Genomic DNA, 12,120 nt, shown 5'->3' on the forward strand with positions numbered 1-12,120 from the left:
CGCCAACGTTGACGGATGTGAATGCCGTCCGGGCGTGGAGGGCTGCATGAGGCGTACCCGAACCCTGATCCTCACGCTGGTGACCGCCTTGGCGGCGACCGTCGGCGCGGCCTGGGTGGCCCTGCCGGCGTTCGCCGCCGGGGCCACCGCGACCTTCGTCAAGACCGCCGACTGGGGCACCGGCTGGGAGGGCAAGTACACGATCACCAACGGCGGGGCCAGCACCATCTCCGGCTGGGCGGTCACCTTCGACCTGCCGGCCGGCACCACCCTCGGCACCTACTGGGACGCCCTGCTGACCTCCTCCGGCCAGCGGCACACCTTCACCAACCGGTCCTGGAACGGCACCCTCGCCCCGGGGGCGAGCACCTCGTTCGGCTTCCTCGCCACCGGCTCCGGCAGCCCGGCCAACTGCCAGCTCAACGGCGCGCCCTGCGGCGGGGGCCCCACCCCGACCCCGACCCGCACCACGCCGCCGGCCACCACCGCGCCCCCGACGACCCCGCCGGCCACCACCCCGCCGGCCACGACACCCCCGCCCACCACCACCCCACCCACCGGTGACCTGCCGAAGCACCTGCTCACCGGCTACTGGCACAACTTCGACAACCCGGCCGTCGAGCTGCGGCTGCGCGACGTGCCCGCCGACTACGACCTCGTCGCGGTCGCCTTCGCCGAGGCCACCGCGACGCCCGGGGCGGTCACCTTCGCCGTCGACCCCGGCCTGTCCGCCGCCCTCGGCGGCTACTCCGACGCCGAGTTCACCGCCGACGTGCAGGCGCTGCGCTCGCGCGGCAAGAGGGTGATCCTCTCCGTCGGCGGCGAGACCGGCCGGGTCGCCGTGAACGACGCCGCCTCGGCCACCGCGTTCGCCGACAGCACGTACGCGCTGCTGCGCCGCTACGGCTTCGACGGCGTCGACATCGACCTGGAGAACGGGCTCAACCCGACGTACATGGCGCAGGCGCTGCGCGCCCTGCGGGCCAAGGCCGGCCCGTCCCTGATCATCGCCATGGCGCCGCAGACCATCGACATGCAGTCCCCGGCCGCCGGCTACTTCAAGCTGGCCCTCGACATCCGCGACATTCTCACCGTCGTCAACACCCAGTTCTACAACTCGGGGGCGATGCTCGGCTGCGACCAGAACGCCGCCTACCCCCAGGGCAGCGTGAACTTCATCGTCGCGCTCGCCTGCATCCAGCTGGAGGCCGGGCTGCGCCCCGACCAGGTCGGCCTCGGCCTGCCCGCCGGTCCCGGCGCGGCCGGCGGCGGCATCGTCGCCCCGAGCGTCGTCAACGCCGCCCTCGACTGCCTGGCGAGGGGCACCAACTGCGGCAGCTTCCGCCCGCCGCGCACCTACCCGGGCATCCGTGGCGCGATGACCTGGTCGGTCAACTGGGACGTCAGCAACGGCAACGGCTTCGCCCGCACCGTCAAGCCGCACCTCGCCACCCTGCCCTGAGCTCCTGCCCCGCCCCCACCCCCACCCCCCGGTCCCTGGAGGCCATCGTGAAACTGCGCGCCCCGACACTGCGTACCCCGAGACTGCGCACCCCCCGCGTGGCGACGTTCGCCGCCGCGCTCGCCGCCGCCGTCGTCGCGGCCACCCTCGTGGCCCCGCCGGCCGCGTCGGCGGCCACCGCCGCGTTCGTCCGCACCGCGAGCTGGAGCAGCGGGTACGAGGCGAGGTTCACCGTCACCAACAACACCTCGGCCGCGATCGGCTCCTGGAACGTCCAGTTCGACCTGCCCGCCGGCACCACCCTCGGCTCCTTCTGGGACGCCTCGATGACCGCCTCCGGCCAGCACGTCACCGCCGTCAACGCGTCCTGGAACGGCGCCCTCGCCCCGGGGGCGAGCACCTCGTTCGGCTTCGTCGCCGCCGGCACCGGCGACCCGACCAACTGCACCGTCAACGGCGGCTCCTGCACCGGCGGCGGCAACCCGTCCGGCCCGGCCACCCCCGGCGGGCTGCGGGTCACCGGCACCACCGCCTCGTCGGTGTCGCTGGCCTGGAACACCGTCTCCGGCGCGACCGGCTACCGGGTGTACGAGGGCAGCGCCCTGCGGGCCACCGTCACCGGCGCCTCGGCGACGGTCTCCGGGCTGGCTACCTGCTCCGCGCACAGCTACACCGTCGCGGCGTACAACTCCTCGGGCGAGTCGGCGAAGTCGGCCGCCGTGTCCGCCACCACCTCCGGCTGCACGGGCGGGAACGGCCCGATGGCCGCCGCGCCGTACCTCTACCCGGGCTGGGGCGACCCGCCCGCCCCGGCCACGGTGATGGGCGCGACCGGCGTCAAGTGGTTCACCATCGCGTTCGTCCTCTCCGGCGGCGGCTGCACCCCGGCGTGGGACGGCAGCGGCCCGCTGACCGGCGGCGCGCACGCCGCCACCATCGCCGCGATCCGGGCGGCCGGCGGCGACGTCATTCCGTCCTTCGGCGGCTGGAGTGGCAACAAGCTGGGCCCGAACTGCTCCTCGGCCAGCGCGCTCGCCGGGGCGTACCAGCAGGTCATCAACGCGTACGGGCTCAAGGCCATCGACATCGACATCGAGAACAGCGACGAGTTCGAGAACGAGGCGGTGCAGGACCGCATCCTCGGCGCGCTGAAGATCGTCAAGCAGAACAACCCGGGGATCAAGACGATCGTCACGTTCGGCACCTCGACCACCGGGCCGTCGTACTACGGCACCCGGCTGATCAACCAGGCCGCCGCGCTCGGGGCGAACATCGACACGTTCACGATCATGCCGTTCGACTTCGGCGGCGGCGCGAACATGTACCAGAACACCGTCAACGCCGCCGAGGGGCTGAAGACCGCGCTGAAGAGCGCGTTCGGCTGGTCCGACGCGACCGCGTACGCGCACATGGGCATCTCCGGCATGAACGGCCTGTCCGACCAGCAGGAGCTGACCTCCCCGGCCACCTGGACGCAGATCCGCGACTGGGCGAAGGCGCGCGGCCTGTCCCGCTTCACCTTCTGGTCGGTCAACCGCGACCGGCCGTGCCCCGGCGGGGGAGTGGTCGCCAACTGCTCCGGCATCGCCCAGAACACCTGGGAGTTCACCAACATCACGGCCCGGTACTGAGCCGCCCGGTACTGAGCGCCGGGACGGGAACCCGGAACCCGCGCGCGGTCAGCGGCCGGCGGTCACCGACTGCCGGTCGCGCTGCGCGCGGCGGCGGCGCACCTTCTTCGCCGCCCAGCTCACGACCATCACCCCGAACACGGCGAAGATCGCGTAGTTGAACCAGCTGCTGTAGCGGTCCACCTCCTCCCAGCGCGACCCGAGCGCGAAGCCGGCCCCCACGATCAGCGCGTTCCACACCCCGCTGCCCAGCGTGGTCAGCAGCACGAACTCGCCCAGCGGCATCCGGTCCGCCCCGGCCGGGACCGACACCAGGCTGCGGACCACCGGCACCACCCGGCCGATCAGCACCGCCCACCGGCCGTGCCGCTCGAACCAGCGGTCGGCCTTCTCCAGGTCGTCGCGGTCGACCAGCGGGATGTGGTCCAGCCACCGCTTGAGCCGCTCCTCGCCCAGCGCCGCGCCGAGCCAGTAGAGCACCAGCGCCCCGAGCAGCGAGCCGACCGTCGCGGCGACGACGATCAGCACCACGTTGAACTGGCCCTGCGAGGCGAGGTAGCCGGCCATGGCCAGCACGATCTCGCTCGGGATCGGCGGGATGATGCTCTCCAGGGCCACCAGCAGGGCCACCCCGACCGCGCCGAGCGCCCCGATGACGTCGGCCACCCACCCGGTCAGCCCGGTGAACTGCGACGGTTCGACGTCCTGGGCGAGGGCCATGGGTGTCCTTCCGTGGAGCCGGGGGAGCGGACCGGGTGGGGCCGCCGGGGGATCGGGAGGTGTTACCCACTCCGCGGCCGATCACACCCGCCGGTGACCGGGCCCACCCGGAGCGGGGCTCAGTGCAGGGCCGCGTCCGCCGGGCCGCGCCGCCAGCCGGTGAACGTCACGGCCAGCCCGCCGCGTGACGGCGAGCAGCAGAACGGCCCGGCCGACGCCTCGGCGTCCGGCGCGAGCGGGGCCACCCGGACCAGCCGCCACGGCTCGTCGCCCGCGCGGGCCCGCACGGTCAGCGCGTCGCCGGCCCGGCTCACCCGCACGCTCACCGCGCGCCCCGCCCACTGCGGCACCGGGCCCACCGACCAGTCGGAGACCTCCCGGGTGACCACCGCGCCGACCTGCGGCTCGCCGTCGCTGACCTCCACCCCGGCCTTGACCCAGGTGCGCTCGTCCACCCGGACCAGCACGCCCGCCTGGTCGAACTGCTCGGTGAAGTCGAGCCGGAAGTCGACCTCCACGGCGCTGCCGGCCGGCAGCGGGGCGAGCAGGGCCGGGCCGTCGTCGTGCACGAAGCCGTAGCTGGTGTGCCGCCAGAAGTCGCTGCCCGCGCCCGGCTCCACGACGAGCCCCCCGTCGGGCGTCGGCTCGGCCCGCACCGGCTGGTGCAGCCATCCACCTTGCGCCCAGTCGACGTCGCGCAGCCCCGTACCCGATCCGATGCTCATGCCCGGACGGTACCGCCCCCGCGGCCCGGAGGGTTCTCGCGTTTGCCGGCGGGCCGGATCGGAGAAGGTACGCCGGCATGGGTGACAGGTGGTACTCCGAGGCCGTCGTCTACTGCCTCGACATCGACACGTACGCGGACTCCGACGGCGACGGGGTCGGCGACATCCGGGGGTTGATCGGCCGGCTGGACTACCTGGCCCGGCTCGGGGTGACCTGCCTGTGGCTGCACCCGATCCACCCGTCGCCCAACCGGGACGACGGCTACGACGTCACCGACTTCTACAACGTGGACCCGCGCTTCGGCACCCTCGGCGACTTCGCGGAGCTGCTGCACCAGGCGCAGAACCGGGGCATCCGCGTCATCATCGACCTGGTGGTCAACCACACCTCCGACCAGCACCCGTGGTTCCAGTCCGCCCGGTCGTCGCCCGACTCGCCCTACCGCGACTGGTTCGTCTGGGCCGACCACGAGCCCGCCGACCGGCACCAGGGCATGGTCTTCCCGGGCGAGCAGAACGAGACGTGGACGTACGACCGGACGGCGAAGGCGTGGTACTACCACCGGTTCTACAAGTACCAACCGGACCTCAACTTCGCGAACCCGAAGGTGCGCGCCGAGGTCAAGAAGATCGTCTCGTTCTGGCTCCAGCTCGGCGTCTCCGGCTTCCGGATGGACGCCGTCCCGTTCATCATCGAGCTGACCGAGCCGGGCAACGCCGACTCCCCGAAGGACTTCGAGTTCCTCACCGAGCTGCGCCAGCACGTCCAGTGGCGCCGGGGCGACGCCGTCCTGCTCGCCGAGGCCAACGTGGAGCCCGACGAGCTGCCTACCTTCTTCGGCGACGGCAGCGGCTCCGGCAACCGGATCCACATGCTGTTCGACTTCATGCTCAACGGCCGGCTCATGCTCGCTCTGGCCCGGCGGGACCCGGAGCCGGTCATCGAGGCGCTGCGCGACACCCCGACGCTGCCCACCGGCGGCCAGTGGGCCACCTTCCTGCGCAACCACGACGAGATCGACCTGTCGCGGCTCACCGCCGCGCAGCGCGATCAGGTGTACGCCGAGTTCGGCCCCGAGGAGCACATGCGCATCTACGACCGGGGCATCCGCCGCCGGCTCGCCCCGATGCTCGGCAACGACCGCCGCCGCGTCGAGCTGGCGTACGCGCTCCAGTTCTCGCTGCGCGGCACGCCGGTGCTGCGCTACGGCGAGGAGATCGGCATGGGCGAGGACCTGTCGCTGCCGGGGCGGGAGGCGATCCGTACCCCGATGCAGTGGTCGTTCAAGCCGAACGCCGGCTTCTCCACGGCGGACCCGGAGAAGCTGGTCCGCCCCGTGATCGACGCGGGCGACTACTCGTACGAGAAGGTCAACGTGACCGCCCAGCGCGGCGACCCGCGCTCGCTGCTGTCGTGGTTCGAGCGGATGATCCGCACGCTGCGCGAGGCCCCGGAGATCGGCTCCGGGTCGACCACCCACATCGACGTGCCGATGCCGGCCGGGGTGCTGGCGCACCGGGCCGACGGCCCGACCGGGACGATGGTCTTCCTGCACAACCTCGGCACCGACGACGTGGAGGTCGACCTGGGCATGCTCGCCGCCGAGGCGGACCTGCCGATGGACGTGCTCGCCGACCGCCGGTACGGCGAGGTGGGCAAGCTCGACTCGCTGAAGCTCGCCGGCTACGGCTACCGCTGGATCCGGCTCTGCCGCGGCGACACGTTCTGACCCCGGGCCGGTGGGTTACGCTCCCCGGGTCGGGCGTAGGTTACCGGGAGGTAGGAATGTCGGAGGAGCAGCGGGTCGCCATCGTGACCGGGGCCGCGCGGGGGATCGGGGCGGCCACCGCCCGCCGGCTGGCCGCCGACGGGCTGGCCGTCGCCGTGGTCGACATCGACGAGGCGGCCACCGCCGACACCGTCGACGCGATCGTGGCCGCCGGCGGCCGGGCGCTCGGCGTCGGCGCGGACGTCGCCGACCGGGCCCAGGTCACCGCCGCCGTCGAGCGGGTCGCCGCCGACCTGGGCGCGCCCACCGTGCTGGTCAACAACGCCGGCGTGCTCCGCGACAACCTGCTGTTCAAGATGACCGACGCCGACTGGGACACGGTCATGGGCGTGCACCTGCGCGGCGCGTTCCTGTTCAGCCAGGCCGCCCAGCAGCACATGGTCGAGCGGCGCTGGGGCCGGATCGTCAACCTGTCCAGCACCTCCGCGCTGGGCAACCGGGGCCAGGCCAACTACGCGGCGGCGAAGGCGGGCCTGCAGGGCTTCACCAAGACCCTCGCCATCGAGCTGGGCCCGTTCGGGGTGACCGTCAACGCGGTCGCGCCCGGGTTCATCGTCACCGACATGACCGCCGCCACCGCCGCCCGGATGAAGGTGGACTTCGAGGCGTTCCAGAAGCACGCCGAGTCGGAGATCCCGGTGCGCCGCGTCGGCCGCCCCGAGGACGTGGCGCACACCATCTCGTTCCTGGTCAGCGAGGGCGCGTCGTTCGTCTCCGGCCAGGTCGTCTACGTCGCGGGCGGCCCGAAGGACTGAGGTGGAAGGAAGGGCACCTTGTTAACGCCTTCTGTATAGAAGGGCACCCTTCTCAGCCCGTCAGCGGTGAGGTGGGGCGGGGCGTCAGCGGGTGCGGGTGCGGGTGCGCCAGAGCCAGAGCAGGCCGAGCACCGGCAGCACCAGCGGGACGTAGCCGTACCCGCTGCCGAACCCGGACCAGACCGTCTCGTCGGGGAACAGCGCCGGGTCGGCGAGGCTGAGCAGGCCCACGCCGACCACCCCGACCAGCTCCACCGAGCAGCAGGCCAGGGCGACCCGCCGGCCGGCGTGCCCGGCGCGGGCCAGCCCCACGGCGGCCACGATGTAGACCAGCGCGGCCAGCGCCGACAGCAGGTACGCCACCGGGGCCTCGGCGAACCGCGTGGCGATCTGCAGGCCCGCCCGGGACGTCGCGGCGATGGCGAACAGCAGGTACACGGCGATCAGCAGCCGGCCGGGCCCGGTGTTGGTGGCGGGCGGGTGCGTCTCGGTCTCAACCACCGACGACCTCCCAGGTCTGCTGGAGCCGGACCACCACGACCGGCGTGACCACGCAGATCGCGCAGACGATCGCCGAGCCCCACCGGGTCGGCTCCATCCGGGCCAGCACCCAGGCCAGCGGCGGCAGGCAGACCAGCGTCACCAGGTAGCCGAAGAACGCGCCCGGCTCGCCCGGCCGCTCGCCGCCGCCGAGGGCGACCAGCGCCACCACGGCCAGCGCGAGCAGCGCCAGCTCCAGCACGGCCAGGCCGGCGACCTGCGCCCGGTCCGGCGGCCGGTTGCGCACCGCCGCCACCAGCGCCCACCCGGCGAGTACGAGCGACAGCACGATCGTCGCCGTCGCCAGCGCCCCGTCCACCGGGGAACCGGCCGCCGCGCTGGTCATCGACGCCAACGGCGTCGCAGTCTCGGTCACCGGGACAGCCTACTAACCGGCGTAGTACACGCCCCCGGCCCGGTCCGTCCGCTGTCGCGTCCCGCCCCGTGCCCGTCCGACCGCGTTCGGCGTTCCCGACGCGTCGACTGCGTCGGGTGGGGCGGGCGGGCTAGCGTGGATCACGGCTCCGGGCTCGCCGGTGCCGACGACGGACACCGGGGGTGGACCGTGCTGCGGTTCGGCTTGTTCGGCACCGGCCACTGGGCGGCGGAGACACACGCGGCGGGCATCGGCGCGCACCCCCGCGCCGAGCTGGCCGGCGTTTGGGGCCGCAACCCCGAGCGCGCCGCCGCGCTGGCCCGCCGGCACGGGGTGCCCGCGTTCACCGAGGTCGACGCGCTGCTCGACGCCTGCGACGCAGTCGCCGTGGCGCTGCCGCCGGACGTCCAGGCCGACGTCGCCGTCCGCGCCGCCACGGCCGGGCGGCACCTGCTGCTGGACAAGCCACTGGCGCTGACGGTCGCCGACGCCGACCGGGTGGTCGCCGCCGCCGCGCAGTCCGGCGTCGCCTCCGTGGTCTTCTTCACCAGCCGCTTCCAGCCGAACATCGCCGGCTTCCTCGCCTCGGCCGCCGCCGCGGGCGGCTGGCACACCGCCAAGGCGGTCCGCTTCGGGTCGATCTTCCAGCCCGGCAGCCCGTACGGCGGCTCCCAGTGGCGTCGCGACCGGGGCGCGCTGTGGGACATCGGCCCGCACGCCCTGTCGATCATCCTGCCGGTGCTCGGCCCGGTGACCCGGGTCGCCGCGATGGACGGCCCGCGCGGCCTGGTCCACCTGCTGCTCACCCACTCCGGCGGCGCGACGAGCACGGTCTCGCTGACCCTCGACGCCCCGCCCGAGGCCGTCGCCACCGAGTTCGCCTTCTACGGCGACGGCGGCGTCGAGCCGGTCCCGCCCGGCGACGGCAGCTCGCTGACCGCGTTCGGGGTGGCGATCGACCAGCTCCTGGAGGAGATCGACGCCGGCACCCGGGACCACCGGTGCGACGTGCGGTTCGGCCGCGACGTGGTGGCCGTCCTCGCCGCCGCCGAGACGGCCCGCGCCGAGGGCCGCACCGTCACCGTGCCCGACTGAGACCGCAGCGTCGGCCGTGGGGCATCCCGGTCGTCACAGGACGTCGTAGCCGTCGCTCCGGTGGCCGAGGTGGACCACGAGCACGATCAACTCCTCGTCGCGGACGGTGTAGACGATCCGGTAACTACCCGAGCGGATGCGCAGCAGGCCGCGATGCCCGGTCAACGCCTTGACCCCTGCGGGCCGGGGCTGCGTGGCGAGTCCGGCGATGGCGGCAAGAAGACGGGCCTGCACCCGGTGGTCGAGCGCCTGCTCCGCTGAGGGTCACACCCCCGCCGGGTACGTCTCCATCTCGCCGAACGAGGTGAGCGCCGGCAGCGGATGCAGGCCCCGCGTGTCGTCGCACCAGACGAACGCGTCGTAGCGCTCGCCCAGCCGGGTCGGCACGTAGTTGCCCCACGACTCGAAGCTCGGGTCGTACACGACGCCGACCGCCCGGTGGTCCTGCTCCTCGGTGACCCAGCCGGGCTGGTCGGCGCCGCCGAAGACCAACACCGCCCGCTCCGGCAGCAGCTCGTGCAGCCGCCGCTCGACCGAGCCGGGGCGGGCGGGTGGCACCACCATCTCCTCGGCCGGTGAGCCCCAGCGCGGCGCGGCGACGACGGTGCCCCGGTAGCTGCCGAAGCCGACCAGCACCACGGCGTCCGCGCCGTGCCGCTCCCGGGCGAGCTGGCCGATGTTGACCATCCCGTCGGCGGCCATGTCGGTGGCCCGGGCGTCGCCGACGTGGGTGTTGTGCGCCCACACGATCCCCCGCGAGCCGGGGCCGTGGAAGTCCAGCAGCCGGTCCAGGGTGTCCGCCATGTGGATGTCCCGGACGTTCCACGAGTGCGGGCCGCCGCCCATCATCGCCCGGTAGTAGCGTTCCGCGCCGGCCACCACCTCCGCGTTCTGCCAGGCCGAGAAGCGGTCCGGGCCGTCCGCGGTGGCCTGTTCCCGGGTACGCGCCAACAGCCGCACCACCTCCTCCTCGCAGCGGGCCGAGACGAACCGGCTGGCCGCCCCGTACTCCTCGATGCGCCGCCCGTACGGCTCGAAGCACCGGTACGCCTCCTGCGCGGCCTCCAACGAGGCCGGTTCCTCCTCGCCCAGGTAGTCGAAGATCGCCTGCATGGACTCCCAGAGGCTGTAGACGTCGAGCCCGTGGAAGCCGGCGCGCTGCTCCCGGGGGCGCTCCTGGTTCCAGGCGCGCAGCCAGCGGCAGAAGCGCGCCACCTCGGCGTTGGACCACATCCAGGTCGGCCAGCGGGTGAAGCGTTCCAGCGCGGCCTGCGGGTCGGCGAGCCCGCCGGGCGCGGCGGTGACCGACCGGTGTACGCGCTCGCAGTCCGGCCAGTCCCCCTCGACGGCGACGAAGCGGAAGCCCTGCTCGGCGATGAGCCGCCGGGTGAGCTGCTCGCGGAGGCGGTAGTAGTCGTGGGTGCCGTGCGTCGCCTCGCCGATCATGACGATCCGGGCGCCCCGGATCCGGTCCAGCAGGGGATCGAAGTCGCTCGGCGCGCCGAGCCGCTGTACCAGCATGTCCGCGGCTACCCGGCCCCCGCCGGGACAAACCGCCCGGCGGGGCCGCCGGGCGGGGCATGGAGCGGGGCCGAACGGGTAGCCGGCCGACATGACCGTCAGTGGGGTGGAGTTGCAGGAGCACCTGGCCGGGCTCGACTACCCGGTCTCCCGGGAGGACCTGGTCCGCTGGGGCCAGGAGAACGGGGCCGGCACCGAGGTGTTGCAGATGCTGCGCGCGCTGCCGGCGGAGGAGTTCTTCTCCCCGGCGGAGCTGACCGAGGCGCTGGGCACGCTGGCCTGACCGTGCCCGCTCAGGTGTTTGCAGGGGCCCCCTGTGCAACAGAAAGCGTTAACAGGGGGCCCCTCCTTGCACCGCTCAGACGTTGGCCGGTTCCTTCTCGGCCAGGTGGGTGCGCAGGCCCTCGCCCTCGACGTCCACGTTGGGCAGGACCTTGTCCAGCCAGCGGGGGATCCACCACGCCGCCGTGTTGAGCAGCGACATCACCGCCGGCACGATGGTCATCCGGACCACGAAGGCGTCGATCGCGACCCCGGCGGCGAGCGCGAAGCCCATCGACTTGATCACCGGGTCGTCGAGGAACACGAAGCCGCCGAAGACCGAGATCATGATGAGCGCGGCGGCGGTGACGACGCGCGCGCCGTGGCCCATGCCGTTGATCGTGGCCTGGCGCGCGGTGTCGCCGTGCACGTAGTCCTCCCGCATCCGGGAGACCAGGAACACCTCGTAGTCCATGGCCAGACCGAACAGGATGCCGATGAGCAGGATCGGCAGGAAGCTGACCAGCGGCCCCGGGGTGTCGAGGCCGACCAGCCCGGCCAGCGTCCCCTCCTGGAACACCGCCACCGTGATGCCGAACGTCGCGGCGACCGTGAGCAGGAAGCCCAGCGCCGCCTTGACCGGCACCAGGACCGACCGGAACACCAGCATCAGCAGCAGGATCGACAGGCCGACGACCAGCAGCAGATAGACCGGCAGCGCGTCCGAGAGCTTCTCCGACACGTCGATGCCGATTGCGGTCGCGCCGGTCAGCAGCACGTCCGCCCCGTCGACGCCGGCGACCTGGCGGCGGATGTCGTGCACCAGCTCCTCGGTCGCCTTGTCGGTCGGTCCGCTGCGGGGGATCACCCCGAGCAGCGCGGTCCGCCCGGTCGGGTCGGTCTGCGGCGGGGCCACCGCGAGCACCCCGTCGGTGGCCTGGACCAGCTGGGCGACCTGCGGGGCCGCGGCGGCGGTGGCCTGCGGGGAGTCGGACGTGACGAGCACCGCGAGGCGGCCGGTGAAGCCGGGGCCGAAGCCCTCCCGGACCAGGTCGTTGTTGACCCGGGCCGGCGAGCCCGCGGCGGCGGTGCTGGCGTCCGGCAGGGCCAGCCGCATGTCGGGGGCGGGCACCGCGAGCAGGCCCAGGCCGAGCAGGGCCACCAGGATCACCGGTACGCGCAGCCGGGTGACCAGGCGGGCCCAGCGGAAGCCGAAGCCGGACCGGTCCTCGGCGCCTTCCGGT

The 12,120-nt window shown here is 73.4% G+C and carries 12 protein-coding genes and 1 pseudogene; 6 read left to right on the forward strand and 7 right to left on the reverse strand.

Features of this window, described 5'->3' with window-relative positions:
* The first annotated feature begins 46 nt into the window (after positions 1-46).
* Positions 47-1,462: a chitinase gene (locus HDA31_RS03800; protein WP_178066273.1), complete on the forward strand. Its 1,416-nt coding sequence runs from the start codon at positions 47-49 to the stop codon at positions 1,460-1,462.
* A gap of 47 nt (positions 1,463-1,509) precedes the next feature.
* Positions 1,510-3,093, forward strand: coding sequence for a cellulose binding domain-containing protein (locus HDA31_RS03805; RefSeq protein WP_246384119.1), 1,584 nt, complete (start codon positions 1,510-1,512; stop codon positions 3,091-3,093).
* A gap of 48 nt (positions 3,094-3,141) precedes the next feature.
* Here the strand turns inward: HDA31_RS03805 and HDA31_RS03810 are convergent, their stop codons facing one another.
* Positions 3,142-3,813, reverse strand: coding sequence for a DedA family protein (locus HDA31_RS03810; RefSeq protein ID WP_178066272.1), 672 nt, complete (start codon positions 3,811-3,813; stop codon positions 3,142-3,144).
* 119 nt (positions 3,814-3,932) lie between these two features.
* Entirely contained in the window at positions 3,933-4,538 is a 606-nt protein-coding gene (locus HDA31_RS03815) for a DUF1349 domain-containing protein (protein WP_178066271.1), read from the reverse strand.
* Between the two features lie 77 nt (positions 4,539-4,615).
* On the opposite strand from HDA31_RS03815, the gene HDA31_RS03820 reads away from it, so the two are divergent.
* Both HDA31_RS03820 and fabG read left to right on the forward strand, forming a co-directional pair.
* Positions 4,616-6,268, forward strand: a complete 1,653-nt coding sequence (locus tag HDA31_RS03820; protein WP_178066270.1) for an alpha-amylase family protein — start codon at positions 4,616-4,618, stop codon at positions 6,266-6,268.
* A 56-nt stretch (positions 6,269-6,324) separates the two neighbouring features.
* A complete protein-coding gene (gene fabG / locus HDA31_RS03825; protein ID WP_178066269.1) occupies positions 6,325-7,083 on the forward strand; it encodes a 3-oxoacyl-ACP reductase FabG in 759 nt (252 codons plus the stop codon).
* Between the two features lie 84 nt (positions 7,084-7,167).
* Here fabG and HDA31_RS03830 read toward each other — a convergent pair whose 3' ends face one another.
* Positions 7,168-7,584, reverse strand: coding sequence for a hypothetical protein (locus HDA31_RS03830; RefSeq protein ID WP_074472740.1), 417 nt, complete (start codon positions 7,582-7,584; stop codon positions 7,168-7,170).
* Positions 7,577-7,969, reverse strand: a complete 393-nt coding sequence (locus HDA31_RS03835; protein WP_178067790.1) for a hypothetical protein — start codon at positions 7,967-7,969, stop codon at positions 7,577-7,579. Before HDA31_RS03835 ends, HDA31_RS03830 begins: the two co-directional genes overlap by 8 nt.
* Positions 7,970-8,188: 219 nt before the next feature.
* On the opposite strand from HDA31_RS03835, the gene HDA31_RS03840 reads away from it, so the two are divergent.
* A complete protein-coding gene (locus HDA31_RS03840) occupies positions 8,189-9,094 on the forward strand; it encodes a Gfo/Idh/MocA family protein (RefSeq protein ID WP_178067788.1) in 906 nt (301 codons plus the stop codon).
* A 33-nt stretch (positions 9,095-9,127) separates the two neighbouring features.
* Here the strand turns inward: HDA31_RS03840 and HDA31_RS03845 are convergent, their stop codons facing one another.
* Together HDA31_RS03845 and HDA31_RS03850 are read right to left on the reverse strand one after the other, a co-directional pair.
* Positions 9,128-9,328 (reverse strand): type II toxin-antitoxin system RelE family toxin, encoded by a 201-nt coding sequence (locus tag HDA31_RS03845; RefSeq protein ID WP_178066268.1) that lies wholly within the window; start codon positions 9,326-9,328, stop codon positions 9,128-9,130.
* A gap of 30 nt (positions 9,329-9,358) precedes the next feature.
* Positions 9,359-10,615 (reverse strand): erythromycin esterase family protein, encoded by a 1,257-nt coding sequence (locus HDA31_RS03850; protein WP_074472744.1) that lies wholly within the window; start codon positions 10,613-10,615, stop codon positions 9,359-9,361.
* A gap of 91 nt (positions 10,616-10,706) precedes the next feature.
* On the opposite strand from HDA31_RS03850, the gene HDA31_RS03855 reads away from it, so the two are divergent.
* Complete coding sequence (locus HDA31_RS03855; protein WP_178066267.1) at positions 10,707-10,898, forward strand: DUF2795 domain-containing protein; 192 nt, start codon at positions 10,707-10,709, stop codon at positions 10,896-10,898.
* A 75-nt stretch (positions 10,899-10,973) separates the two neighbouring features.
* On the opposite strand, the pseudogene HDA31_RS33315 reads toward HDA31_RS03855, so the two are convergent.
* Positions 10,974-12,113 (reverse strand): annotated as a pseudogene (locus HDA31_RS33315) (MMPL family transporter); the annotation flags it as partial.
* Positions 12,114-12,120 lie beyond the last annotated feature (7 nt).

This window comes from Micromonospora carbonacea (genome assembly GCF_014205165.1).
Classification (GTDB): domain Bacteria; phylum Actinomycetota; class Actinomycetes; order Mycobacteriales; family Micromonosporaceae; genus Micromonospora; species Micromonospora carbonacea.